Here is a 24256-nt window from a genome sequence, read left to right as displayed (position 1 = left end):
TATTCAGAGATCATGTCGGGATGACCGTAATAGTTTGGACATGTTCCCAGAGCGGCGCAAACCCGCGCAGGCCGGTCCTCAACCTATTCCGAGTCGTCGAGTTTGCGGTACAGAGTGCGGCGGCCGATCCCGAGAATATCGGCCGCGCGGCTGCGATTACCGCCGACGGCATCCAGTACCTGGCGGATATGACTCGCCTCGACCTCGGCCAGCGTCGCAAAGGAGCGCTCCTCATGGCCGCGTGTCAGTGTCGGCGCATCGGGTGCCCGGCCGATCCGTCCAGGCAGATCGACTGCCTCGATCTGCTGGCCATTGGCGAACGCGAGGGCGCGTTCCATAGCGTTGGCAAGCTCGCGGACATTACCGGGCCAGTCATGCGCGGCGAGCTCGGCACGGGCCTCGGGGGTCAGCGCTGGCGGTTCGCGGCCCTGGCGGCGGGCCGCCGCAGTGAGGAACCCGACCGCGAGTCGATCAATGTCCGTACCGCGCTGGCGCAGCGGCGGCACGGTCACAGTGAATGTGTCGATGCGGTAGAAAAGATCCTCCCGGAAGTCGCCGTCGGCGACGCGTTGCGTCAGATCCCGGTTAGTGGCGGCGACAATGCGTACATCCACCTGGAATTCGGTGTCGGCGCCGACCGGCCGCAGTGAGCCGTCCTCGAGGACACGCAGCAGCTTTGCCTGCAAAGGCATCGGCATTTCGCCGATCTCGTCGAGAAACAGTGTTCCCGTGTCGGCGGCCTGGAGTAGACCGCGCCGCGCGGAATCGGCGCCCGTGAAGGCACCGCGGACATGGCCGAAGAACTCGCTTTCGAGGAGCTCGGCCGGTACGCCCGCGCAGTTGACGGCGATGAAGGGCTTGCCGGCACGCGCGCTTTCAGCATGGACGGCGGCGGCAACCAGCTCTTTGCCGGTGCCGCTCTCGCCATGGATGAGGACCGGGCTGTCGGTGGTGGCGATGCGCTCAATGCTGCGATAGAGCTGTTGCATGGGCGCGCTCTGCCCGACCATGCCATGAAAGCTTTCGCGGCCATGGAGTGCCTCGTAGCCGCTCAGACGCCGGCGTAACTGGATGTTCTCGAGAACACGGCCCACGCTCAGGCCGAGATGATCCAGATCGAGCGGCTTGGTCAGAAAGTCGTCCGCGTCCTTTTCCAGTGCATCGACGGCCTGCTCGATGGTCCCGAAGCCGGTGATCACGATGAACCCGATTTCGCGGCCGCCGGTGGCGCCACGGACATGCTCGAGCAGCTGAATGCCGTCGCCATCCGGTAGGCGCAGATCGCTGACCACCAACGCGGGTTGATGCTCGTCGAGCGCGGCGCGCGCTTCCGTCTCCCCCTGCGCGGTGACGATGCGATGGCCCAGGCGCTCGAGCTCATCGCGCAGCAGCCCTCGGAGGCTGCGGTCATCCTCCACGACAAGAGTGATGGCCGTTGATGGGTCGCTCAAACGGGTGCCTCCGTCTCGCGTCGCGGGAGCCGCATGACAAAGCATGCACCGGGCGGGTCGCCCGCCGATAGAGTGAGTCCACCCCCATGGCTGCGGGCGACGCCATGGGCCACCGCCAGGCCGAGTCCGGTCCCCGATCCGACCGGCTTGGTGGTATGGAATGGTTCGAAAAGCCGGGCGCGTTCCGCTTCGGGAATACCGGGGCCGTCATCCTCGACCCGGATATGACAGGCATCGGCATCAATGTGGAGGCCCACCCGGATCGTGCCGTGGGGCGTTGCCTGAACCGCGTTGCCGAGGAGATTGCAGAGTGCCTCCTCAATGCGCGGTCCGTCGATGGCGAGAACCGGTTCCTCCGCCTCGTCCAGCGCACCGTTCTGCTCAATGGTGACGCCAGCGGCGGCCGGATCCTCGCGGATGCGATCGACGGCACTGGCAATCACGCGGGAGAGTTGTGTATTGCGACGCTGCAGCGGGCGGCTGCGGGCGAAATCCATGAGCTGACGGACGGTCTGGCTGATACGCGTCACCTCAGTGCGCATATCCTCCAGTGTCTGCCGCGTCCGGGGGTCGAGATCGTCGCGCCGCAGCAGCCCCTGGGCGCGGCCATCGAGTACGCTCAGCGGCGTGCCCAGCTGATGAGCCACGCCGGCCGAGAGCTCACCCACCGCTGCGAGCTTGCGCGAGGCCTGCAGATCCGCCTGGAGGTCGGCCTGCGTGCTGCGGCGCTCAGCGATTTCGTCCGCCGCGCGCTCGATGCGATCGAGCATGGTGTTAAACCCCTCGCCGAGCTCACGGGTTTCGCGTGGGCCGGTGGGGTTGATCCGATAGTCCAGCTGCCCATCCGCGACCTGGTCCATCCCCCGCGCCAGGGTATTGAGCGGCGAGCCGATCGCGCGCCGATGACCGACGATGACGATCAGCGACAATAACAGCGCAAGGCCGGCAAGTGCGGCTGTGCCGGTGACACGGATGCGCCCGAGCATATGGCGGAGACTGTCCGGCTGACGGGTGATCTGGAGAATGGCGGCGATGCGGCCGCCCTGGGTGGTCAGTGGCAGAAAGTACGCATAGGTCGGGTCCTCGCCCAGGGCCGCATAGCCCTCGCTGCGTGGCTCCAGCGTGTTGAACGCCTCGGCGCGCTCGGTGCTGAAGCGGCGCTCGCCAACACCGGCACCGGCTAGCAGCTCGCCCTCGCGCCCGTAAATATGAGCGCCATAGACCCGCCCGAATTCAAAGGCGGAGCGCAGCGAGTCCTGCAGCAGGGCCGGCTCGCGTCGCCGGATCGCGCGGTTGAGTGGGCGCTGCAGGGTACGCGCGATAAGCTCAATGTCCTCGCGCATGCGTGATTCCGCCTCACGCTCCAGCCAGCCGATCCCCAGCCACCCGACCAGCCCAACGGCGAGCGTCACCGGCAGCACGATCAGTACGATGATCGCGGTACGCAGCCGCATCTCGCTGAAGCTCGGCCATTCTGGCCGTGTCAGCATGGCAGAGAGTGGGTCATTTCGGCACATATTCGCATGAGCGACCTCCTGAAAATCCCATCACGCCCAGTCTGAATCAGTTGGCAGGGTGTTTGCACTGTTTTGGGTGACCCGGATAGCCGGGCACGTTAATCCGCAAGATCAGGAGTCAACCAATGCGAATCACAACACCCCTCATGTCCCTGAGCCTGGCCGCCCTGATGGCGGCGTCAATGACAGCGGGTGCGCAGAGCGATGGCGGCACGGACTTCTCTGACGATCAGATTGATCAGTTCGTTGAGGCCCAGAACGAGGTTATGGAGATCCGCAACGAGTACGTCCAGCGCATCGAGTCGACCGAGGACCGTGAAGAGGCCATGGCGCTCGAGCAGGAGGGCAACGAGATGATGGTCGAGGCCGTCGAGGACACGGGTCTGAATGTCGACACCTACAGCTCGATCGCTCAGGCTGCCTCGGAGAATCCTGAGCTCGCCGAGCGTATTCAGTCGATGATGGACTGATCCCGCGCGCTGCTCAGGGGGGAGCGGCCCGGCGGTCGCTCCCTCATCGGCCTATAACCAGGAGTTGTTCCATGCATCACATGGCTCATTCAAATCGGCGCCACTGGCTGGCGCTGATTACGTTGCCGTTTCTGATCGGTCTCCCCCCCGTTGCATCGGCGCAGGAGGGGATCGTTGAGGAATGCCAGATCGAGGACTACAGCTACGAGGAACGTCGGGGCCAGCTCTATATCACCGGCGCGGCAACCTGCAGCGAAGCCAGGCTGGAGCTGACCGTTTACGACGATGCATCCGGTGAGGAACTGGCCAGTGATTTCACCTACATCATGGATGGTGACTTCGAGATTTCACTGAACGCGCCGGTACCGGAGGCGATCGTCGTTGAATATGTCATTGAGTAATGCGGGAGACTAAGCGCAGGGTGATACGAGCAATCACGTGATCCACAACGAAGGATCGTTGACATGAAAGCACTCGTTTTTCACGGCGCAAATGCCCGTCAATGGGAAGATAAACCGGAACCCGCTGTCGAGCGGCCAACCGACGCAGTGGCATGAGTCGCAGACGATTCGTTATCCGCGCGTTGACCGTCATCCTGTCGATCCCGGCAATCCTACCGACGACGGCACTGGCACAGACACCGACATCCTTCGACCCCGCGACCATCATCGGCTGGGAGCGCCACTCCTTCAGCGGCGAGACCGGCTACACGCTCTCGCAGCGCAACGCACATCGAGGCGTGCGCGCCGAATGTGATGAGGGTAGCGCGTCGGGACTCGTCTACCGCGAGGGGATCGACCTGACCCGCACGCCGATCATCGAGTGGCGCTGGCGTATTGTTGAACCGATCAGTCGCGGTACCCCGCGCCAGAAATCCGGCGATGATTATGCCGCACGACTCTACGCCGTGGATGAACACCCCATCCTGCGCTGGCGGACCCGGGCAATGAACTATGTCTCAACCACTCAGGCCGGAGTGGGCGATCACTGGTCCAACGCCTATGCCGATCAGGCGACAATGGTTGCCGTTGACGGCAGCGACGAGGGTGCTGGCTGGCGGACTCATCGGCGCAACTTACGGGAGGATTTCGCACGTTTTCATGATCGCGACATCACCGAAATCGATACACTGGCGATCATGACCGACTGTGACGACACCGACGATCGCGCCGAGGCGATCTACGGGACCATCCGATTACTGGGAGAATAACCCGCTATGGCCCGTGAACATGAATATGACCTGATCATCGTCGGCGGCGGCGTCGGCGGACTGGTCACAGCGAGCGTCGCCGGCCAACTCGGTCTTGATGTCGTGCTCGTCGAGCGTGGCCCTCGACTCGGCGGTGACTGTCTCCATCATGGCTGCATCCCCAGCAAGTCGCTCATCCACTCCGCGGCAGTGGCTCATGCGGCCCGCGACGCAGGTCGTCTGGGCATTGACGCACGGCTTGGTGAAACCGATCTGGGCGCGGTCATGGATCGAGTGCAGTCGGTGATCGACGAGATTCAGGTCCATGACGATCCAACCCGCTTCCGGGATTACGGGGTCGATGTGCGATTCGGCGAGGCGCATTTCATCGATGCACGCACCATTCGCGTCAAGGGTCAGCGCCTGCGCGCTCGGCGCTTTGTCATCGCAACCGGGTCACGCCCCCGCATCCCGGATATACCCGGGATTGAGACGATCCCGGTACTGACCAACGAGACGCTCTTCGCCGAACGCAGTCTCCCCGGCCATCTGGCCGTTGTGGGTGGTGGGCCGATTGGCACGGAGATGGCACAGGCGTTCTCGCGACTTGGCAGTCGTGTCACCCTGCTCGAGGCAGGACCGCAGATACTGCCTCGCGATGATGCCGGACTCGCTGCATCGCTGGCCGAGCACCTTCGCGGCGAGGGGGTCGATCTGCGCCTGTCGACCCACGTCAGTCGCGCTGAACCCATCGATGGCGGCGCGCGCCTGACGCTTTCCGGCAGCGCCGATGACACCACCGCGCTGGACGTCAACCGCGTCCTGATCGCCGCCGGGCGGCGTGCCAATACCGACTCACTCAACATTGAAGCCGCCGGCCTCGCCTGCGGCGACGACGGCCGTCTCAGCGTCGACCCGCGTCTGCGGACCAGTCGACATCACATTTATGCGATTGGCGATTGCGCCGGGCCTTATCCGTTCACCCACATGGCGGAATACCAGGCTGGCATCGTCATCAGTAATGCCCTGTTCCGGCTGCCGCAGCGGGTCGATTACCGGGCGGTGCCGTGGGTGACCTACACCGATCCCGAGCTGGCCCATGTGGGGATGAGCGCCGCCGATGCCAAAGCCGCCGGGATTGACTGCCAGTGCGTTGACTTCCCGCTCGCCGGTGTCGATCGAGCCATCGCCCAGGGGGCAACCACCGGTGAGCTGAAACTGGTGATCCGACGCGGACGGATCATCGGCGCCAGTCTGCTCGCCCCGCATGCCGGTGAGATCATCCACGAGCTGGCGCTCGCCATTGCCGCGCGCATTCCGCTGCGACGGCTCGCGGGAATGGTGCATGCCTACCCCACCCTCGCCCAGATCACCAAACGGGCAGCAGGTCGCCATTTCGCGACCCAACTGTTCTCGCCTGGCACGCGCCGACTGGTGCGCTGGATAAACCGGATCCTGCCATGATGAGTCGATCGGCACGCCGCGTCCTGCTCCTCGCCGGAGTCGCGATCGTTATTATTGCCGGCCTTTTGATGCGGGATAACCTGAGTCGTGAGGCCCTCACCCACTGGCTCAATGGCCTCGGCCCGTGGGCGGGTGTTGTCTTTATCGCAAGCTACGCCGCCGGCGCTGTCGCGTTTCTGCCCGGACTGGTCTTCACCATCGCCGGTGGTGCCCTGTTCGGTCCATTATGGGGAACGGTCTATAGCCTCATCGGAGCGACCAGTGGCGCCACACTCGCGTTCCTCGCCGCACGGCATGGCGTGGGAGACTGGGTAGCGCAGCGAACCGGTGCGCGCCTCGGGCGCTTACAGGCAGGAATCGATCGGGAGGGGTGGCGCTTCGTTGCTTTAATGCGCCTCGTGCCGCTGGTCCCCTTCAACCTCCTCAACTACGCGCTTGGCCTGACCCGGATCCGCCTTTCCGTGTATGCGCTGACCAGCTTCATCACCATGTCACCCGGCGCCCTTGCCTATGTCTGGGTGGGCCATGCGGGCCGTCAGGCCATCGCCGGTGGCGACAATCGACTCCAGGCTGGACTCATCGCGATCGCGCTGATCGCCACGCTCGCACTGCTGCCACGGATTATCCGCAGCATTCGCGGCGGCGATCCGGCGGAGCGCTGACGTTCAATATCGTCGATCAGCTCCGTGTCGATGACTATGCTCGATTCCAGCGTCCGGTGGACCGGGCATTTGTCGGCGATCTCGAGCAGGCGCTGACGATCCTCTGCGCCAAGATCGCCGCTCAGATGGATCCTTCGCTGGAACACGTCGACTCTTGCCCCGGATTCATCACAGTGATCGCAGTCGGTGCGATGTTCCTTATTGTGGGTGACATCGGTAAAGACGTGATCGAGAGCGATCCGCTTGCGTCGGGCATACATGCGGATCGTCATGCTGGTGCATGCGCCCAGTCCCGCGGCGACCAGCTGATAGGGGGAAGGCCCCTTATCGCTGCCCCCCATCTTGACTGGCTCATCCGCGGTCAGCAGATGCTGTCCGGACACGGTAATCGCCTGACGGAAACCTGCCGGATCCACCTCCGAGACCCGCGTCACTCCCTCCGGTGTCTCGGCGGAGGCGGGCTCCTGCGCCATCTGTAGGTACCGCACCGCCCAGGCGCCAATCACATCGGCGGCATAGTCAGCGTCGGTGCCGCGGGTGATCAGGTGATCGGCATGATCCAGGGTGATGAAGCTCTTCGGGTGCATCGCGCCCTGGAAGATTTCCGCAGCGTTGCGGATTCCGACCATCGTGTCCTGCGGCGAGTGGAGCACGAGCAGCGCGGCATCCAGGTGTTTCAGGGCATCGTCGAGCTTCGCTTCAGTAATATCCTCGATAAACTGCTGGCGGATACGGAATGGCCGTCCGGCCAGATTGACTTCGGCCTCGCCCTGCGCGTCGATTGTCGCCAGCTGATCGGCGAAAAGCTTGGAGACATGGCTTGGATCCGCCGGTGCAGCGATGGTCACCACAGCACGGGCGGCATCGATCAGGGGCGCGGCCTTGATCACCGCTGAGCCACCCAGGGAATGACCGATCAAAAGCTGTGGGGCGGCGACATGATCGGCGAGATAGCTCGCCGCACGCTGCAGATCTTCGACATTGGAGCTGAAGTTGGTGTTCTCAAACTCGCCCTCGGAGTGACCCAGCCCGGTGAAATCGAAACGCAGCACTGCGATGCCCTGGGCGGCCAGCCGACCGGCAATCCGGCGCGCAGCGGGGATGTCCTTTGAGCAGGTAAAGCAGTGCGCGAATAGCGCGGCGGCGCGGATCGGGCCATCCGGCACATCGAGTCTGGCGTTGAGGGTGTCACCGTTATGACCGGTGAAGGTGATTTTCTCAGTGCTCATGGGCGCTCTCCCGCGGGGGTGATCATATTCAGCGCTCCGCCGGATCGCCGCCGCGAATGCTGCGGATAATCCGTGGCAGCAGTGCGAGCGTGGCGATCAGCGCGATCGCGATGAGTCCAGCCTGGAGTCGATTGTCGCCACCGGCGATGGCCTGACGGCCCGCATGGCCCACCCAGACATAGGCAAGGGCGCCGGGTGACATGGTGATGAAGCTGGTCAGCGCATACACGGAAAGGCGGATCCGGGTCAGGCCAAGCGCGTAGTTGAGGAGGTTGAAGGGGACCAGCGGCACGAGGCGCATTAAAGCAACGAAGCGCCACCCCTCCCGATCGATTCCTGCCTGTAAGCGCCCGAGGCGCGCACCGGTTCGCTGCGCTACCCAGTCTCCCACGCCATGCCGTGCGGCGAGGAACGCGAGTGTGGCGCCACTGGTCGCTCCGATGAGGCTATAGACCGTTCCCCATAATGGACCGAACAGGGCACCACCGGCGATGGTGAAGACCAGTCCGGGCAGAAACGCGACAGCGCCGGCGGCGTAGCTTGCGATAAAGACAACACCCGCCCACGGGCCGAGGCCATTGAGCCAGTGGGTGAGGGCCTCACGACTCAGGTTATCCCGCATCAAAAGGCCGGCAATAATAACGATCGCGACTCCGGCGAGGAGCAGGACGCGGCGTGCCGATCGACTCATCATGGCAGGATCCGGTTTATCCAGCGCACCAGTCGGCGCGTGCCAGGCGAGAACAGTTGGGTCGCGAAATGGCGACCTGCTGCCCGTTTGGTGATCTGGGCGAGGGTGGGGTAGGCATGCACCATTCCCGCGAGCCGTCGCAGCGGAATGCGCGCGGCAATGGCGAGCGCCAGCTCGTGGATGATCTCACCGGCATGCGGGGCGAGCAGACTGGCGCCGATGATCCGTCCGCGTCGGATCACCAGTTTCAGCTCACCGGTGGTTGCCCCCTGGGCGATGGCTCGATCGACACCGGCGAGCGGGAAGTCAACGCACTGGCAGTCAATCCCGGCGGCTTTGGCATCGGCGGCGCTCATCCCCACATGGGCCAGCTCGGGATCGGTGTAGGTCACCCACGGCACCGCCCGGTAATCGACCCGCTGCGGCAGCCGGAACAGGGCATTACTGATGACGATGCCAGCCTGGTATTCCGCCATGTGGGTGAACGGATAAGGCCCGGCGCAATCGCCAATCGCATAAATGTGATGTCGACTGGTCCGCAGACGCGGGTCGACGCTGAGACGGCCGTCGTCGCCGCAGGCGAGGCCGGCGGCTTCAATGTTGAGTGAGTCGGTATTGGCACGCCGCCCGGCGGCGATCAGGACGCGGTTGACGTCCAGCGCGGTGGTGTCATCGGCGCTGCCGGAAAGCGTCAGGCGCGCGCCGCCATCGATGGGTTCAGCGCGACTGACGTGGGTCGACAGGCGCAGATCGACCCCCTCGCCGCGAAGGTGCTCGGCCAGCGATGCAGCGAGTCCGGCATCATCGCGAGGCAGTATCTGCGGTCCTGCCTCGAGCAGGGTGACACGACTGCCAAGTCGCGAGAACGCCTGTGCCATCTCCGTGCCAATCGGCCCACCACCCACAACGGCCAGATGGCCGGGGAGACTGCGTTCGGCGAAGAGCGTCTCGTTGGTCAGTACCGGGATCGTCTCAATCCCGGGTATATCCGGGATGCGGGGGCGTGACCCGGTTGCGATGACAAAGCGCCGAGCGCGCAGGCGCTGACCCTTGACGCGAATGGTGCGTGCATCGATGAAATGCGCCTCGCCGAATCGCACATCGACCCCGTAATCCCGGAAGCGGGTTGGATCGTCATGGACCTGAATCTCGTCGATCACCGACTGCACTCGATCCATGACCGCGCCCAGATCGGTTTCACCAAGCCGTGCGTCAATGCCCAGACGACCTGCGTCGCGGGCCGCATGAGCCACTGCCGCGGAGTGGATGAGCGACTTGCTGGGGATGCAGCCATGATGGAGACAGTCACCGCCGAGTCGAGGGCCACGCTCGACGAGCACGACATCAAGACCGAGTTGGCCGGCGACGCTCGCTGTGACCAGTCCGCCGACGCCGCCGCCGACGATGATCAGGTCATATTCATGTTCACGGGCCATAGAGTCTGATTCGCCTTGATGAAATCGAGTTTTCCGTGGGTGGTCCGCCGCTACTCCAGCACGCGTCACTGACGATTGAAGATCGCGAGCGCGTCTGTCTGGTCGGCCGCAATGGTGTGGGCAAATCAACACTGTTGCGCATTATTGAGGGGGTCATCGAGCCGGATGCCGGACGCGTCCAGCGTGGTGAGGCGGCCGGGGTGTCACGTCTCGAGCAGGCCGTTCCCAATCACCTCGAGGGACGGGTATTCGATGTTGTGACAGAGGGGCTGGGGGAGCTTGGCTCGCTCCTCTCCCGCCACCATGATCTCGCCATGGCGATTGGCGCCGGTGAGGGGGACATTGACGAGCTGACCGATCTGCAGTCCCGGATCGAGGCCGCCGGGGGCTGGCAGATCGAGCAGCGCGTCGATGCGGTGCTGACACGCTTTGGCCTGCCTGCGGACAGTGACTTCTCGAGTCTCTCCGGGGGGCTCAAGCGGCGCGTCCTGCTGGCCCGTGCCGTGGTCCCCGGGCCCGATGTCCTGCTGCTCGACGAGCCCACCAACCACCTCGACATCGAGGCCATCCGGTGGCTGGAAGGCTTCATGCGTGAGTTCGACGGCGCGGTCGTCTTCGTGACCCATGACCGCGCTTTTCTCCAGGCCGTTGCCACCCGCATCGTGGAGATCGATCGCGGTCAGCTCACCAGCTGGCCCGGTGACTACGCCAATTACCTGCGTCGCTGCGAGGAGCGTGATCACGCCGAGGCCGAGGAACAGGCGCGCTTCGACAAAAAACTCAAGCAGGAAGAGGCCTGGATACGCCAGGGTATTAAGGCTCGGCGCACCCGTAACGAGGGCCGCGTCCGCGCCCTCAAGGCCATGCGCAAGGAGCGCGCTGAGCGTCGCGAGCGCCCGGGCGAGGCACGACTGACGATGGCCGAGGGCGGGCGCTCCGGCAAGCGCGTGATCGAGGCCGAGCACCTCTCCTACAGCATTGATGGCAAGCCGCTGGTCAGCGACTTCAGTACCCGCATCATTCGTGGTGACCGGATCGGTATTCTGGGCCCGAACGGCGTCGGCAAAACGACGTTGATCCGGCTGCTGGTCGGCGAACTGGCGCCGGATAGCGGATCGGTCAAGCTCGGCACCGGGCTCCAGGTGGCGTATTTCGACCAGCACCGGGCCTCACTCGACGACCGCCGCTCCGCACGCGAGAACGTCGCCGGCGGCGAGGACTTCATCAACCTCGGTGACGGCAAACGCCGGCATGTAATGGGCTATCTGCAGGACTTCCTATTCTCGCCCGACCGCGCCAATGCGCCGATCAGCCGACTCTCCGGTGGTGAGCGCAACCGACTGCTGCTCGCTCAACTGTTCGCCCGACCCTCGAATCTGCTGGTGCTCGACGAGCCCACCAATGATCTGGATGTCGAGACCCTTGAGCTGCTCGAGGAGCGACTCGTGGACTACACCGGCACGCTGTTGCTGGTCTCCCACGACCGGGCGTTTCTGGATAACGTCGTCACCAGCGTGTTTGTCCCGGAGGGGGGTGGCCACATCGGTGAGTATGTCGGCGGGTATGCCGACTGGCTGCGGCAGACGCAGCAACCGGCTCAAAGCGAGAGCAGCCGCAAGCGAAGGACCGCCAAGTCGGCCTCTTCACCGAAAAAGCCCCGCACACTCACCTACGGTGAGGGCCTCGAACTTGATGAGCTCCCGGCCCGGATCGAGACCCTTGAAGCGGCAGCAGAGGCGGCACGGACCCGCGCGAATGATCCCGACCTCTACCAGCGCGATGCGGAAACGATCCAGACCACGCTGGAAGCCCTCGAGACGGCCGAGTCGGAGCTGTCCACCGCCTACGAGCGCTGGGAATACCTCGAGGCGCAGCGTGAACGCCTTGGTTAGTCCGGCTCCTTAGGACAAGCCATCAGTCTAACAGAGGCAATTTCATGACAGCGTCACGCTGACGTATGCTTTTCTCATGACAGCTATTGATCGATTCATCGCGCTCTATTCAGTGGGTGGTCCGGTGATCGCGATCCTTGTCGCGATGTCGGTGATCGCTCTTGGCATCGTGATCGCTAAATTCGGCCAGTTCGCATTCACCCGCAGCCATCGACTGGCCGCGGCACGAGCCGCCGTATCCGCCTTCACCAGCGGCGATCCAAGCCGCGCGAGCGATCTGGCAAGGACGGCCGGTACCCCCGTCGCCCGACTCGCCGGCCGCGCCATTGATGGGCTGCGCGACAGCACCACGGACGAGGCCCGGTTGCGTGAGGAAATCGCGCGGCTCGGCAATGATCAGCTACGCGCGCTCCGCGGCGGTCTTCGCCCGCTGGAGTTGATCGCCAGCCTGGCCCCCCTGCTCGGTCTTCTCGGAACCGTGCTTGGGATGATCGATGCCTTTCAGGCACTGGAGAATAGCCGCTCTGGCGTCGATCCGGCCGTGCTGTCCGCGGGCATCTGGCAGGCTCTGTCCACCACTGCGGTCGGCCTCGCAGTCGCAATCCCCGCGGTCGCCGCTGTGAGCTGGATCGAGGCGCGCATTCAGCGGCTTGGCGAGGAGATGGACAGCCTGATCACACAGATCTTCACGCAGCGCCCGGCACCGGCACAGAACCGCAGTGAGCCATGAGCAGTCCGCCACCGGCAATTGCTGCTCCCCGGCGTCGCGGCGTCTCGATGATCCGGTTAACACCGCTGATCGATGTCATTTTCATATTGCTGATTTTCTTCATGCTCGCATCAACGCTGGAGACACGGGAGCGGCTGCCGGTCGCGCTCGCCGCTGATGCCGACGGGACCGATTCCGACCCATCAACCGAGCGGGTGCAGCTCGAGTCATCGGCCGCGGTTGTCGGCAGCCAGCGCCTATCCACCGACCGCCTCGTCACCGTCCTCAACCAACGGCTGTCAGCGGCGGACGAGACAACCATCCGGCTGCAGCCACAACCGGGGGTCTCCCTTCAACGAACCCTGAACGTGCTGGCCACGCTCCGCGCATCGGGGCTGACAGTCTCACTCACCGGGATCGATGCATCGCAATGATCGGTCTGACTCCTGATAAGGCACTGCCCCGAAGCGATTCCGAGACCGGTCTACTGCCGCTGATCAATGTGGTTTTCCTGCTCCTTGCGTTTTTCCTCATCACAGCGCAGCTGACACAGACCGCACCGTTTCCAGTGGCACCGCCAACGCTCGATGGCGAGCCGCTTGCCGATCAGCCAGCAACGGTCATCCATGTGGCCGCGGACGGGACGATCGCCGTCGAATCGCAACCGGTCATCCTCGATGCGCTCGGTACGGCCATTGCTGAGCACGGATCTGCGAATACTCAGCCGCTTCGACTGATCGCCGATGCCAGGGCCGATGCAACCCGAGTGATCACACTACTCGAGCGCCTGAGGGAAGAAGGCCGGGAGCGCGTACACCTGACTACCCGCGAACCATGATGGGGGGACGTGCGGTGGGATGGATCGCGGCATTGCTGGCCGCCGCCGCGTTGCACGCCGCCGTATTCGCGTTTCTTCCAGAGACGCGGTCGCCGGCACAGCCAGGGACACGAAACGATACGCTGCGCATCCAATTGGGGAGCGTGCCGGTGGACACACCACAGACGGCGGAGCAGACACCACAGCCCGAGCGGCCGGAGCCGACGCAACCGGCTGAGCCGTCTGTACCGGAGACGGCCACTGCCTCAGCTAAAGCAATGGAGTCGCCCGTCCCGACTGAACCCGATCCGTCCGTTGAGGCGCCGGACGCAGGCGCTGCCACTGAACCGCAATCAAGCGACCCTCATCAGCCCACCGCACCACCAACGACCGACTCGACCGACTCGACGGGTGAGACAACGCCCGAAGCTGGCGATGCGGAGGCCAGGCGCGACTATCTGCTGACGCTGCGCGCATGGCTGGCGGAGCATCGGCGCTACCCGCGCCGCGCGAGGCTTCGGGGAGTGGAGGGCGAAGCAGTACTGACACTGCATTTCAATGCCAATGGTGCATTGACATCCGGTCATGTCTCACAGGGCAGTGGACATGCCAGTCTCGACAACGCGGTCAAGGCCATGCTCAGCCGGGCACGGCCACTGCCCTCTCCGCCCGATGATGCGGCGATCGCCGGACGCCATATCGAGATCCCCATCAGCTTCTCTCTCGCGAGCGATCGCTGAGGGTCCCCAGCGCAATGATTCAAAGCCCTGAATTTGACGCAAATCAATAAGGTGTCCGAACCTCAGAGGGTTAGCGTGGTCAATTCAACGGCAGCGGCGCACTCTGCACCACCGTGGTGCATATGCCCGATTGACCTGCCTCAGAGCCGGGCGTATCTTTCGTCATGATTCCAAAAGGAGGAAATCACCATCAGCCGTTGAGCGGTCTGGTCCGGTTATGGTCGTCCACGAATACTCGGACGGGCTCCCACGCCGACGCCTCGGCCGCATCAATCTGCGCATAAGCGGCGATGATGACTTTGTCACCATGCCCTGCCATATGCGCAGCAGCACCATTGATGGTGACTGCGCCGCTGTCTGCTGGTCCTTTGATGATATAGGTCTCGAAGCGATTGCCGTTGGTGATGTTGTAGACGTGCACATGCTGATGCGGCAGCAAACCCGAGGCCTCGAGCAGTGTCGAATCGATGGTGATGCTGCCCTCGTATTCGAGATTGGCGTCGGTCACCGTCGCGCGATGGATTTTGGCCTGTAGTACCGAAATCATCATTGCTGTCACTTGTCACCTTTTTCAGTGGATTACGATCTCATGGTAATGCACACATCCATGGCTGACGAGGTAATCCCTCTGCATGCCGCTGCAATCGTCGAGAGGGGCGAAAATTGACACGCTTTTCTGGTTTGCTGCGTCTGGCGGGCTATATTCGGCCCTACTGGCGGCAGGCGCTGATCGCCGGCACGGCGCTGATCGTAGCGGCTGGCAGTGTCCTGGCCATTGGTCAGGGCCTGCGTATGGTCATCGATCAGGGCTTCACGGGTGGGACCGGCGCTGCACTCGACCGTGCGTTGCTGATGACTGGCGTGGTGGTCCTGGTGCTCTCCGTCGCCTCGGCGCTGCGGTTCTACTGGGTGATGTGGATCGGTGAGCGGGTCGCGGCCGATCTGCGCCGCGACGTTTTCGCTCGGTTGCTCGATCTCGACCCGGGTTTCTATCTGCGAAACGGCGTGGGTGAAATCCAGTCACGGATGACCACGGACACCGCGTTACTGCAGAGCGTGCTTGGATCGACCTTCTCCATGGCCCTGCGCAACGCGCTGCTGCTAATGGGGACGTTGGTCATGCTGGTTGTAACCCAACCGGCACTCAGTGCCCTGGTGGTCATCGGAATCCCCGTGGTGGTTGCTCCCATGCTTATTGTGGGGCGGCGTGTGCGTCGGCTCTCCCGGCTCAGCCAGGACCGCATCGCCGATGTTGGCAGCTACGCTGGCGAGACACTCGGCGGCATCGAAACGGTGCAGGCGTTCGTGCATGAGCCGGTCGATCGCCAGGTGTTCGATCATCGCGTTGAGGATGCGTTCGCGATCGCCGTACGGCGGATCCGCCAGCGTGCGGGCCTGAATGCCGTCGCGCTGCTGCTCGCCTTTAGCGGAGTGGCATTCGTGCTCTGGCGCGGTGGCAATGCGGTCATTGCGGGAGCGATGAGTGCCGGTGAGCTCTCTGCGTTCATCTTCTATGCGGTGCTTGCGGCCGGCGCGGTGGGTGTGCTCTCTGAAGTGGCTGGTGAGCTCTTTCGCGCCTCTGGCGCGGCTGAGCGATTATTCGAACTGCTCGACGCCGTTGCCGCGATCCAACCACCGGCCAAGCCAGTGATGCTGCCCGATCCGGCGCGTGGCGAAGTCCAGCTGCAGTCAGTGGGGTTCTGCTATCCGACCCGTCCTGAACCGCCGGCATTGACCGGCGTTGATCTGAGCGTCAATGCCGGTGAGACCGTCGCCCTAGTGGGACCATCGGGCGCGGGGAAGAGCACGTTGATCAGCCTTTTGCTGCGCTTTTATGATCCGACCTCGGGCCGTATCACCCTGGACGGAGTGGATCTGCGCGATGCCGATCCGTCGGCGCTCCGCCGACGAATGGCGTTGGTCGCGCAGGAACCGGTGCTCTTCACCGGTACAGTGGCGGACAACATTCGTTTTGGTGATCCGTCAGCCGACGCCGAGCGCCTTGAGGCAGCCGCGGTTTCCGCAAACTGCCGGGAATTCGTCGACGCGCTGCCACAGGGTATGGCAACCCACATCGGCTCGGGCGGCGTGCAGTTATCGGGCGGCCAGCGCCAGCGTGTCGCGATTGCCCGGGCGATTCTGCGTAATCCCGCACTGCTGCTGCTCGATGAGGCCACCAGTAGCCTTGATGCGGAAAGTGAGCGGCATGTGCAGGTTGCACTGACGCGTTTGATGGCCCAGCGGACCAGCATTGTCATTGCCCATCGTCTGGCGACGGTGCGTAATGCCGACCGGATCGCGGTTCTGGAAAGGGGGCGGATCCGGGCAATCGGAACCCATGACCAGCTGCTCGAGACCGATCGCCTCTACGCCCACCTCGCTGCGCTGCAGTTTACTCAGGGCTGATCCAGGGTGACGGGGCGCCGGCGGCGGATGCTGTAGCGACCAGCCGCGCCCAGCATCGGCAGCATGGGCAGGGCCCGCAGAACATGACCGATATCGCCGAGGCGCGGACGACTCATCAGAAAGCGGGCCATTGACTCAGGGGGCGTGCACTCGAAGAGCCGATGGAACCGTGCCCCCGGCGCATCGGCATTGCCGCCGGCCCACAGTGATTCGAGAAACACCCCGTCCAGCCAGTCCATCCAGCGGCTGCGGGAAGGCGGAGAGGCGTTATTCCCGGCGATCAATGATCGGGCGCAGGCATCGGCCCAGCGCTGGATGCCATGGAACGCATAGCCGGTCGCCGGGCGCATGCTCCCCCCCGCCGTGCCCACGCGCATCCAGCCACTCCGGCTCGTGGGCGGTATCGGCGCCATCGGCAGATGGCTCGATTCCTCACGATCGATCGTATGAGTGGCCAGTCCGCGGGCATCCAGTAAGCGATCCAGTGATGTGCCGAGCTCCGCGAGCGATGGCCGTTGCGGGGCGAAACGCGTGAGTTCGATGAGTCGGCGCCCGTCGCTGATCGGGAGCTCATAGACAAAGGTCAGTAGCGGGGCATCGTCATCGATGAAATCCATCAAACGAACCGGGCCGGTCGCGGGGAGATCGGGGCCGACCAGCTCGCGGCCCACGAAGCTCTGCCACAACCACGGCCGATCAAGGCCAATGCCGGGCGGTCTTGAATCCATGACGCAGTCTGCGGTGATGGTCGCCCCGCTGCTGAGGCTGAGTCGCCAGTGGGCTTTTTCATACGTCGCCGTCTGTAGCGTCTGTCGACTGAAAAACTGCCAGTCGGGCCGCGATGCAACGGCGTCGAGTGCCCGCGCCTGCACCGCCGAGGCGCGCAGCATTTCATAGGGGATGTGGTCACTGCGGCACACGAGCTCGCGACCGCCATGACTCACCGCCCAGGCTGACCAGGTCTGTGCGGCCTGATCGGTAAAGGGATGATCCGCGAGGCGCCAGCCACACCAGGTCCGGTCGTCGCTGGGCAGCTCGCGTGGCTCGATGACCGCGACCCGACCCGGGTAGTCGCTGGCAAGGCGGACGGCCAGGCTCATGGTCGCAGCACCAAAACCGATCAGTGCGATATCGAAATGCGTCATGCGGACGGTTGCGGGGCGTTACTGGCTGGGCGGAGCAGGGTGCGTAGCGCGATCTGTCGGCGTTCCGGATGGCTGAGGGAGGTGCGTCCGAGCCAGTACTGGCAGCCGTCGTCTCGAACGCGCAGCCCGATGGCCCGATAGAGCCTTGCGGCGACGCGGATGGACAGGCGATTGCGCAGCGGGATCAGCGCAAAGCCGGTCTCGGCGAGGGCGTAGTGCTGTTCGGCGGTTTCGATCAGCCGGGCGATCGCTGTCTGCATCGCGCGACGATCGGCTGGATCGGCGTTCGCGATGGTCGCCGCGCTCCGTCCGTCAATCCACTCACCGGGCAGATACCGGCGACCACGCCCGGCATCCTCAAGCACATCGCGGGCGATGTTGGTGAGCTGCATACCAATACCGAGGGCCACCGCCGCGTCACGTCCGCGTACCGGATCGGCGCCCAGCAGTGGACACATCAGCTCGCCGACCGTGCCGGCCACGCCGTAGCAATAATCGATCAGCTCTGATTCGGATTCGATCAAGCGGCCGTAACGCGCCTCATGGGCAGCCGTGCGCGCCAGCGTCACCAACGGGTCAAGTCGCATCCGCCGGCGCTCGACCATCGCCGCGAACCCGTCGACCGGGAGCATCGCCGGATCGCCGGTGGTGAGTGCCTCAATAAAGGTGTCGATTCGTCCCGCACCATTCGCCGACTCGTCCGCGATGTCATCGATCAGTCGGCATGCGGCATAGAGCGTGGCGACGTCGTTGGCATCGTCGCGGCGCAGGAGCCGGCTCGCCATGTGGAAGCTGCTCCCATGGCGCGCCAGTACCTCACGTGGGTTCACGCCGCCTCCGTGCCCTCGGGGAACAGCCGTTCAAGGACCTTGGCGCTGGAGAGAACACCGGGCATTCCCGCGCCTGGGTGTGTGCCGGCACCGACCAGGTAGAGGTTGTCCAGACCCTCGGCCTGATTGTGGAATCGGAACCAGGCCGATTGCCGGAACAGCGGCGCAACGCTGAAGCCACTGCCGTGCACGCTCTGGTAGTTCTCCCGGAAATTGTCCGGCGTCATATGGAATTCGGCGCGGATATGCTGGCTCAGCCCAGGCATGATGGTTGCCTCCAGCGCCTCAACGATACGCGCCTGCAGCTTCGGCCCCTCCACTGACCAGTCGATGTTGCCGAGCTGGTTGGGCACCGGCGCGAGCACATAGAAGCTGTCATGGCCGGCCGGCGCGAAGCTCGAATCGGTCGCGGTGGGGCGGTGTAGATAGAGCGAGAAATCGTCCGAGAGGACGCGTCGGTCGAAGATATCCCGCAGCAGTTCCTTGTAGCGATCACCCAGCCAGATCGTGTGATGGGCCACATCCGGGTACTGGCAATCGGTACCAAAGTAGAGCACGAACAGCCCCATCGAGGTCTGCGCCATGCGACGCTTGATCCGGGCGGCCATGGGGGCCGGGTCCATGAGCTCACCGTAGAGATGCATGGGGTCGAGGTTAGAGATGAAATGATCGGCCGAGATCCGGCGGCCGTCGTCGAGACTCGCGCCAGTGATGCGTCGACCATCGCGGTGGACCGCGGTGATGCTCCGACCGTTCTCAACCCGGACGCCCTGACGTTCGAGAAGATTGGCAAGGACGTCGACCAGTGCGCCGGTCCCGCCCATCGCGAAGTGGACGCCCCACTCACGCTCGAGATAGTGGATCAGGCCGTAGATGCAGGTGGTATCAAACGGGTTGCCGCCGACCAGCAGGGGCTGTAATGACAGCGCCCGCCGGAGGTAGGGGTGCTTGATGTGCCGCGACACCATTGTCCAGACGCTGCGATCGAAGCGCAGACGCAGAAGCCGGGGGGCCTGACGCGCCATGAACGAGGCCCGGTGGAACGGCTGATCGCCGAGTTCGCGGAAACCGATCTCAAACAGCTCGCGGGACTCGGCGAGTAACCCGTGATACCCGGCGACATCATCCGGATTGAAGCGTGCGATCTCCGACTCCATCCGCTCCATGCCGGGGGCATAGTCGAACTGTGAATGGTCCGGGAAACGGAACCGGTACCACGGATCGAGCGGGCGCAGCTCGAGGTGATCATGCAGTGATTCACCGAAAAGCTCGAAGAGTTCAGCAAACAGGAACGGGGCGGTAATGACCGTCGGGCCGGCGTCGTGTCGATAGCCGTCGCGCTCGAAGACCTGAGCCCGTCCGCCCAGTCGCGGACAACGATCGATAAGCGTGACGTCGTGACCGCGTGCCCGCAGCCGCAGTGCAGCGGCGATGCCGCCGAAACCGCCGCCCATGATCAGGGAATGCATTCGGGCTTCACCCCTTTTTAGCGTGTCAGGGCTCGATCGGAGACTATCCGCGATTGGCGGGACAGTCGATGGATCAGTTGCAAAACGTCGGTTGCGAGTGGTTCGGGGAGTCGACCGGCCAGGCGTTGTGCCCGCGCCAGTGCGGCCTGGACATGCGTCAGGCAGCGCTGGCGGGTTTTCCGGTGATGCCCCTGGCGGACGAGTGGACGAGGCTGATGCTGCCACCAGGCGTGCAGTGGATGCAGGTGCTCCAGATCCTCCACCGCCTCCAGATCGTCGAGATCATCAAGAATCTGGTAGGCAAGCCCAATCGCTTCCGCGAGCTGTCGGCCCAGCGCTGCCGGGTAGGGTGCCTCAGTCGCGTTACTGATCCCGACATTCAGCGCCAGCTCGATGAGCGGTGCCGTTTTCTCGCGGGTGGCGGCAAGGTAGTCAGCAACGCCCATCCCCCGACGGTTGCTGCGAGCGTCGAGCTCAACGCTCTGCCCACCGATGACACGCGCGGCTGTGTCAGCCATGAAGCCGGTGAGTCGCTGGGCGACACCCGGTTCATGGATACCTGCGGCGGTCTGGAATGCCGCCGTGAGGAGCAGATCCCCCGCGCAGAGGGCGACATCGTCGCCATACAGGGCACGCACGGAGTGCTGGCCCCGGCGATACTGATCGTGATCGCTGATGTCGTCGTGAATAAGAGACGCGTTATGCAATAACTCGCAGGCGGCGGCCGCCGCTCTGCCGTCACCGACGTCCATCCGGCCGGCGCTACTGGCCAAGGCCAGTTTCGCACGCATCCGATGACCGCCGGTTTGAAGATGATAGATCGCAGCATCCCGAGCCGGTGTGGCTCGCATGCCGGCGAGGCAGTCGATCATGAGTTGGTCGACTGATGAGAGAGACGGGAGGGTGACCTCGGGCGCCAGACTGGCCTGCCAGGCGTTCGCGCCTGCGCTAGGTATCGGTGATTGACTGACGTCGGCTGCGGCCACGGAGTTGTTCCTCACGCTTTTCCGGTGAAGTGGATGCCGGACGGCGCCCGGCATCCACGGGTTCAGCACTGGCAATGCCAGCTGATCGGTTCAGACCGATCAGGCGCTGGCGTTGCTCTCAGCCTCTGACTTACGCATGGCGATCGTCAGGATGAGGATACCGAACACGGCCTTGGCGACGATGTCCGCGACCGTATAGCCCACCTCGACTGCCGTGACGGCGGCGCCGCCGGTCAGGCCGATGAGCGGGAACAGATAGACGATCGGGTAGAACAGCCAGGACACGACAACGAGCGTCGCCGCACCGTTGATCAGTCCGCGCACGTTTTCAGGCTGCTTGCTGATCGAGCCCTTCAGGCCCACCACGAGCTGGTAGACGATGTACACGAACGGAATCATCGACAGAACCCAGAAGAGGAAGCGCGTTGCGCCGCCTTCAGCGACCTCACCCGGATAACCGAGGATGATCATGAGGGCTGCCGCACCACCGAGCGTGACGCTCTTGGACACGGTCTCGCTCCGCGAAAGCCGCATGACGAGGATCAGCTCAACGAGCAGCAGCGGCACGGTCAGCAGCCAGTCGACGTACCGATAAGCCTGGTTGTAGGCATATCCGGTGGTCTCGATGGTGCCGTTCGTAACGGAGAAGGCCGATTCCCACGACAGCATGATCTGCAGGTAGTGGTAGCCGGCAATGGCGGTGACAAGGCCTGAGATGGTGATCGCCATCTTGTAGGCGGGAGCAACGTGGCTGCGCGAGAACCACAGGAAAATGGTCGTGGCGACCATCACTGCAAGGCCAAAGGAAAAGGCATTTGCAATGAAGTCGTACTGACCAACGCTGAGTGTCGAAAGGTCCATGGGCGCGGCCGGCGCGCCCGTGCGGTCAGCTGACCGCAGCGGCCATGGCGTCACGTCCCGCATGCTGCAGGTAGGCAAGATAGCGATGGGCAAGACGTATGCCCGTCAACCGGCTGGGGACATTGTCGTCACGACCGCTCATCACCACCGGCACCCGCAACCCGACCAATAGCCCGGAACCGCGGGCATCCGCGAGATGGCTGAGCTGCTTGACCAGCATACTCGCCGCCTCAAGATCCGGTGCGACCAGCACATCGGCCCGCCCCGCCACGGGCGATTCAAGCGCCCGAGCCCGGGCGGTGGCCGCAGAAATGGCGGCATCAAACGCCATCGGTCCATCGATGACCGCCCCTGCCACCTGCCCGCGGTCGGCCATCTTGCAGATTGCCGCGGCATCCAGCGTTGAGGAGAGCTTGGGATCGATGGATTCGGAGGATGAAAGCATCGCAACACGCGGCTCGTGGATTTTCAGTGCGTGGGCGAGCTCCACGGCGTTGCGCACGATATCGCGTTTCTCGAACAGCCCTGGGTGAATATTCACCAGCGGGTCGGAAATCATCAGCGGACGCGGGTAAGTCGGCACATCGAAGGCCATCACCTGACTGGGGATCCGCTCGGTGCGCAAGCCATTGCCCGGATCCACCAGCTTGCCGAGCAGTTCATCGGTGGACAGTCCCCCCTTGATCACCGCACCGACATCACCGGCCTCGGCCATGCCCACCGCGGTCTCGGCGGCGCCATGACTGTGGCGGACAGCGACCTGTTCGAACCCACTGATATCGACACCGGCATCGTCCGCCGCTGACTGCATGCGCGCCATCGGCCCGATCAGGATCGGCCGGATCAGCCCCCGCCCGACCGCCTGGTCGACGGCCTGGATGCTCTCGATATCCACGGGATGGACCACCGCTGCGGTCATCGGCTCAGGGTCATCCGCGGCGGCCAGCATCTCCGAGAGCTTCCCCTGTTCAGCCATCCGGATCGTTGGCATGACCGCTCGCGGACGGCTGACCTTTTCCTTAGGCGCGAGCACCCGCGCCTCACCGTCAAGCACAAGGGCATCCTCCTGATTGCGGCATTCGCAGTCGAAGACAACCTGGCCCTTACGCTCATCCTTTTCCGTCGCCGTTACCGTAATCCGGATCTGATCGCCCAGCGTGACCGGCCCGCGAAATCGCAGCGTCTGTCCCAGATAGATCGTCCCCGGCCCGGGCAGCTTTGTGCCCAGCACGGTTGAGATCAATGCCCCGCCCCACATGCCATGGGCGATCAGCTCATGGAAAAAGCTGCTGCGTGCGAATTCCTCATCGACATGGGCTGGATTGACGTCACCGGACATCACCGCGAAAAGCTTGATGTCTTCCATCGTGAGACGCTTTTCGAGCGTTGCAGAGTCACCCACCGCGATCTCGTCAAAGGTCCGGTTTTCGATTGTTGCTTCAGAACTGGACATGGTGACCTGCATCCACGTAGTGAATCCCGCCCGTAACGCCGGCGCCAGCATCAGCGATGAGGTAGGCCGCCGTGTGGCCGATGTCATCCACCGTCACAAGGCGACGAAGGGGCGAGTGGGCTTCACCATCCTGTGCCAGTGCCTCGAAATCCTTGAGCCCGGAAGCGGCCCGTGTGCGAATCGGCCCAGGCGATATGGCATTGACCCGGATCCCCCTGGGCCCAAGCTCCGCCGCCATATAGCGCGTGGATGACTCCAGCGCCGCCTTGACCGGCCCCATGAGATTGTAATTCTCAACGGCCTGATCGGCGCCGTGGTAGGTCATGCAGATCAGACTGCCGCCCTCACTCATCAGTGGCTCGGCAAGCCTCGCCATGCGCATGAATGAGTGGCAAGAGACATCCATGGCCAACGCAAACCCGTCCCGAGTTGTATCCGTGAGCCGTCCCTGCAACTCGCTGAGCGGCGCAAAGGCTATCGAGTGGATCACGAAATCGAGACGTCCCCAGCGCTGACGCGCCCGGTCGAACAGCGCCTCGAGCGATGCCGGATCCTGGACGTCCGCGAGCTGGTATTCCGGGTTACCCATGGCTGCCGCGAGCGGCATGACAAAGCGCTCGGCCTTTTCACTGGCATACGACACAATAAATTCCGCGCCTTGGGCGGAAAGCGCCCGCGCGCAGCCGAAGGCAATACTGTTTTCGTTGGCGAGGCCGGTGATGACACCCACCCGACCATTGAGCGAGAACGCGCCACCGGCGACTTGATCAGTCATGGATGACTCCCTGTTAACCAATGTTGCGCTGCACACTTAACAATAACCGCTGGTCATCCGCAAT

Annotated in this window: 23 protein-coding genes and 1 pseudogene; 11 read left to right on the top strand and 13 right to left on the bottom strand. The window is 63.9% G+C overall.

The annotated features are described in order from the left end of the window. Nucleotides 1–83: 83 nt before the first annotated feature. Entirely contained in the window at nucleotides 84–1451 is a 1368-nt protein-coding gene (locus SPICUR_RS05710; RefSeq protein WP_041381752.1) for a sigma-54-dependent transcriptional regulator, read from the bottom strand. After that, complete coding sequence (locus tag SPICUR_RS05705) at nucleotides 1448–2941, bottom strand: sensor histidine kinase (RefSeq protein WP_023366974.1); 1494 nt, start codon at nucleotides 2939–2941, stop codon at nucleotides 1448–1450. The genes SPICUR_RS05710 and SPICUR_RS05705 overlap by 4 nt, the downstream gene beginning before the upstream one ends. Before the next feature lie 152 nt (nucleotides 2942–3093). Between SPICUR_RS05705 and SPICUR_RS05700 the strand changes: the two genes are divergently transcribed. From SPICUR_RS05700 to SPICUR_RS10130, 5 genes and pseudogenes are all read left to right on the top strand, one after another. Beyond that, complete coding sequence (locus tag SPICUR_RS05700; RefSeq protein WP_041381751.1) at nucleotides 3094–3438, top strand: DUF4168 domain-containing protein; 345 nt, start codon at nucleotides 3094–3096, stop codon at nucleotides 3436–3438. 71 nt (nucleotides 3439–3509) lie between these two features. Next, a complete protein-coding gene (locus SPICUR_RS05695) occupies nucleotides 3510–3839 on the top strand; it encodes a hypothetical protein (protein WP_023366970.1) in 330 nt (109 codons plus the stop codon). A gap of 152 nt (nucleotides 3840–3991) precedes the next feature. Further along, nucleotides 3992–4648, top strand: coding sequence for a DUF3047 domain-containing protein (locus tag SPICUR_RS05690; RefSeq protein WP_041381749.1), 657 nt, complete (start codon nucleotides 3992–3994; stop codon nucleotides 4646–4648). A gap of 6 nt (nucleotides 4649–4654) precedes the next feature. Next, nucleotides 4655–6091: a dihydrolipoyl dehydrogenase family protein gene (locus tag SPICUR_RS05685; protein WP_023366961.1), complete on the top strand. Its 1437-nt coding sequence runs from the start codon at nucleotides 4655–4657 to the stop codon at nucleotides 6089–6091. After that, nucleotides 6088–6606 (top strand): annotated as a pseudogene (locus tag SPICUR_RS10130) (TVP38/TMEM64 family protein); the annotation flags it as partial. The gene SPICUR_RS05685 and the pseudogene SPICUR_RS10130, both read left to right, overlap by 4 nt. Before the next feature lie 20 nt (nucleotides 6607–6626). Here the strand turns inward: SPICUR_RS10130 and SPICUR_RS05680 are convergent. Genes SPICUR_RS05680 through SPICUR_RS05670 form a run of 3 tightly spaced genes read right to left on the bottom strand, consistent with a single transcriptional unit; the run spans nucleotide 6627 to nucleotide 10109 of the window. Next, entirely contained in the window at nucleotides 6627–7982 is a 1356-nt protein-coding gene (locus SPICUR_RS05680) for a bifunctional alpha/beta hydrolase/OsmC family protein (RefSeq protein ID WP_023366965.1), read from the bottom strand. A 28-nt stretch (nucleotides 7983–8010) separates the two neighbouring features. Next, the gene (locus SPICUR_RS05675) at nucleotides 8011–8676 is read right to left on the bottom strand and encodes a TVP38/TMEM64 family protein (RefSeq protein WP_023366963.1); all 666 of its coding nucleotides are present in this window, start codon (nucleotides 8674–8676) and stop codon (nucleotides 8011–8013) included. Then, a complete protein-coding gene (locus SPICUR_RS05670; RefSeq protein WP_023366961.1) occupies nucleotides 8673–10109 on the bottom strand; it encodes a dihydrolipoyl dehydrogenase family protein in 1437 nt (478 codons plus the stop codon). Before SPICUR_RS05670 ends, SPICUR_RS05675 begins: the two co-directional genes overlap by 4 nt. Before the next feature lie 35 nt (nucleotides 10110–10144). Between SPICUR_RS05670 and abc-f the strand changes: the two genes are divergently transcribed. The 5 genes from abc-f (at nucleotide 10145) to SPICUR_RS09880 (ending at nucleotide 14267) form a co-directional block, all read left to right on the top strand. Further along, a complete protein-coding gene (abc-f, locus tag SPICUR_RS05665; protein ID WP_023366960.1) occupies nucleotides 10145–12001 on the top strand; it encodes a ribosomal protection-like ABC-F family protein in 1857 nt (618 codons plus the stop codon). A gap of 76 nt (nucleotides 12002–12077) precedes the next feature. Then, nucleotides 12078–12731, top strand: coding sequence for a MotA/TolQ/ExbB proton channel family protein (locus SPICUR_RS05660; protein WP_023366959.1), 654 nt, complete (start codon nucleotides 12078–12080; stop codon nucleotides 12729–12731). Nucleotides 12732–12778: 47 nt separating this feature from the next. Then, nucleotides 12779–13144 (top strand): ExbD/TolR family protein, encoded by a 366-nt coding sequence (locus SPICUR_RS05655; protein WP_023366958.1) that lies wholly within the window; start codon nucleotides 12779–12781, stop codon nucleotides 13142–13144. Continuing rightward, nucleotides 13141–13548: an ExbD/TolR family protein gene (locus SPICUR_RS05650; RefSeq protein ID WP_023366956.1), complete on the top strand. Its 408-nt coding sequence runs from the start codon at nucleotides 13141–13143 to the stop codon at nucleotides 13546–13548. The genes SPICUR_RS05655 and SPICUR_RS05650 overlap by 4 nt, the downstream gene beginning before the upstream one ends. Further along, nucleotides 13545–14267 carry an energy transducer TonB gene (locus tag SPICUR_RS09880; RefSeq protein ID WP_077176331.1) on the top strand — a complete coding sequence of 241 codons (723 nt, stop codon included), beginning with the start codon at nucleotides 13545–13547 and terminating at the stop codon, nucleotides 14265–14267. Before SPICUR_RS05650 ends, SPICUR_RS09880 begins: the two co-directional genes overlap by 4 nt. Nucleotides 14268–14457: 190 nt before the next feature. Here SPICUR_RS09880 and panD read toward each other — a convergent pair whose 3' ends face one another. Next, nucleotides 14458–14817: an aspartate 1-decarboxylase gene (gene panD, locus SPICUR_RS05640; RefSeq protein ID WP_023366952.1), complete on the bottom strand. Its 360-nt coding sequence runs from the start codon at nucleotides 14815–14817 to the stop codon at nucleotides 14458–14460. Nucleotides 14818–14930: 113 nt separating this feature from the next. On the opposite strand from panD, the gene SPICUR_RS05635 reads away from it, so the two are divergent. Next, nucleotides 14931–16673 (top strand): ABC transporter transmembrane domain-containing protein, encoded by a 1743-nt coding sequence (locus SPICUR_RS05635; RefSeq protein WP_041381744.1) that lies wholly within the window; start codon nucleotides 14931–14933, stop codon nucleotides 16671–16673. Here SPICUR_RS05635 and SPICUR_RS05630 read toward each other — a convergent pair. The 7 genes from SPICUR_RS05630 to fabI all read right to left on the bottom strand — a co-directional run bounded on the left by SPICUR_RS05630 (nucleotide 16664) and on the right by fabI (nucleotide 24192). Beyond that, on the bottom strand, nucleotides 16664–17818 hold the full coding sequence (locus tag SPICUR_RS05630; RefSeq protein WP_023366948.1) for a lycopene cyclase family protein: 1155 nt from the start codon (nucleotides 17816–17818) through the stop codon (nucleotides 16664–16666). The two genes, SPICUR_RS05635 and SPICUR_RS05630, sit on opposite strands and share 10 nt — an antisense overlap. After that, the gene (locus tag SPICUR_RS05625; RefSeq protein WP_023366946.1) at nucleotides 17815–18648 is read right to left on the bottom strand and encodes a phytoene/squalene synthase family protein; all 834 of its coding nucleotides are present in this window, start codon (nucleotides 18646–18648) and stop codon (nucleotides 17815–17817) included. The genes SPICUR_RS05630 and SPICUR_RS05625 overlap by 4 nt, the downstream gene beginning before the upstream one ends. Continuing rightward, on the bottom strand, nucleotides 18645–20117 hold the full coding sequence (gene crtI / locus SPICUR_RS05620; RefSeq protein ID WP_023366944.1) for a phytoene desaturase family protein: 1473 nt from the start codon (nucleotides 20115–20117) through the stop codon (nucleotides 18645–18647). Before crtI ends, SPICUR_RS05625 begins: the two co-directional genes overlap by 4 nt. A gap of 17 nt (nucleotides 20118–20134) precedes the next feature. Then, a complete protein-coding gene (locus SPICUR_RS05615) occupies nucleotides 20135–20968 on the bottom strand; it encodes a polyprenyl synthetase family protein (RefSeq protein WP_257719855.1) in 834 nt (277 codons plus the stop codon). Nucleotides 20969–21202: 234 nt separating this feature from the next. Beyond that, nucleotides 21203–22027 carry a bacteriorhodopsin-like gene (locus SPICUR_RS05610; RefSeq protein WP_023366940.1) on the bottom strand — a complete coding sequence of 275 codons (825 nt, stop codon included), beginning with the start codon at nucleotides 22025–22027 and terminating at the stop codon, nucleotides 21203–21205. Then, nucleotides 21990–23417, bottom strand: a complete 1428-nt coding sequence (locus SPICUR_RS05605; RefSeq protein ID WP_077176388.1) for a bifunctional enoyl-CoA hydratase/phosphate acetyltransferase — start codon at nucleotides 23415–23417, stop codon at nucleotides 21990–21992. The genes SPICUR_RS05610 and SPICUR_RS05605 overlap by 38 nt, the downstream gene beginning before the upstream one ends. Next, nucleotides 23404–24192: an enoyl-ACP reductase FabI gene (gene fabI / locus SPICUR_RS05600; protein ID WP_023366936.1), complete on the bottom strand. Its 789-nt coding sequence runs from the start codon at nucleotides 24190–24192 to the stop codon at nucleotides 23404–23406. Before fabI ends, SPICUR_RS05605 begins: the two co-directional genes overlap by 14 nt. Nucleotides 24193–24256: the final 64 nt, after the last annotated feature.

This window comes from Spiribacter curvatus, from assembly GCF_000485905.1.
GTDB lineage: Bacteria > Pseudomonadota > Gammaproteobacteria > Nitrococcales > Nitrococcaceae > Spiribacter > Spiribacter curvatus.
The sequence above is the reverse complement of the archived record's forward strand: the minus strand, read 5'-3'. Positions and strand labels throughout refer to the sequence as shown.

What these genes read in the sequence shown, in the direction of transcription:
- SPICUR_RS05705 (WP_023366974.1), bottom strand. Translation starts at nt 2,941, where the DNA reads ATGCTGACACGGCCAGAATGGCCGAGCTTCAGCGAGATGCGGCTGCGT.
- SPICUR_RS05700 (WP_041381751.1), top strand. Translation starts at nt 3,094, where the DNA reads ATGCGAATCACAACACCCCTCATGTCCCTGAGCCTGGCCGCCCTGATG.
- SPICUR_RS05695 (WP_023366970.1), top strand. Translation starts at nt 3,510, where the DNA reads ATGCATCACATGGCTCATTCAAATCGGCGCCACTGGCTGGCGCTGATT.
- SPICUR_RS05690 (WP_041381749.1), top strand. Translation starts at nt 3,992, where the DNA reads ATGAGTCGCAGACGATTCGTTATCCGCGCGTTGACCGTCATCCTGTCG.
- SPICUR_RS05685 (WP_023366961.1), top strand. Translation starts at nt 4,655, where the DNA reads ATGGCCCGTGAACATGAATATGACCTGATCATCGTCGGCGGCGGCGTC.
- SPICUR_RS05680 (WP_023366965.1), bottom strand. Translation starts at nt 7,982, where the DNA reads ATGAGCACTGAGAAAATCACCTTCACCGGTCATAACGGTGACACCCTC.
- SPICUR_RS05675 (WP_023366963.1), bottom strand. Translation starts at nt 8,676, where the DNA reads ATGATGAGTCGATCGGCACGCCGCGTCCTGCTCCTCGCCGGAGTCGCG.
- SPICUR_RS05670 (WP_023366961.1), bottom strand. Translation starts at nt 10,109, where the DNA reads ATGGCCCGTGAACATGAATATGACCTGATCATCGTCGGCGGCGGCGTC.
- SPICUR_RS05660 (WP_023366959.1), top strand. Translation starts at nt 12,078, where the DNA reads ATGACAGCTATTGATCGATTCATCGCGCTCTATTCAGTGGGTGGTCCG.
- SPICUR_RS05655 (WP_023366958.1), top strand. Translation starts at nt 12,779, where the DNA reads ATGATCCGGTTAACACCGCTGATCGATGTCATTTTCATATTGCTGATT.
- SPICUR_RS05650 (WP_023366956.1), top strand. Translation starts at nt 13,141, where the DNA reads ATGATCGGTCTGACTCCTGATAAGGCACTGCCCCGAAGCGATTCCGAG.
- SPICUR_RS09880 (WP_077176331.1), top strand. Translation starts at nt 13,545, where the DNA reads ATGATGGGGGGACGTGCGGTGGGATGGATCGCGGCATTGCTGGCCGCC.
- panD (WP_023366952.1), bottom strand. Translation starts at nt 14,817, where the DNA reads ATGATGATTTCGGTACTACAGGCCAAAATCCATCGCGCGACGGTGACC.
- SPICUR_RS05630 (WP_023366948.1), bottom strand. Translation starts at nt 17,818, where the DNA reads ATGACGCATTTCGATATCGCACTGATCGGTTTTGGTGCTGCGACCATG.
- crtI (WP_023366944.1), bottom strand. Translation starts at nt 20,117, where the DNA reads ATGCATTCCCTGATCATGGGCGGCGGTTTCGGCGGCATCGCCGCTGCA.
- SPICUR_RS05615 (WP_257719855.1), bottom strand. Translation starts at nt 20,968, where the DNA reads ATGCGAGCCACACCGGCTCGGGATGCTGCGATCTATCATCTTCAAACC.
- SPICUR_RS05610 (WP_023366940.1), bottom strand. Translation starts at nt 22,027, where the DNA reads ATGCGGGACGTGACGCCATGGCCGCTGCGGTCAGCTGACCGCACGGGC.
- SPICUR_RS05605 (WP_077176388.1), bottom strand. Translation starts at nt 23,417, where the DNA reads ATGTCCAGTTCTGAAGCAACAATCGAAAACCGGACCTTTGACGAGATC.
- fabI (WP_023366936.1), bottom strand. Translation starts at nt 24,192, where the DNA reads ATGACTGATCAAGTCGCCGGTGGCGCGTTCTCGCTCAATGGTCGGGTG.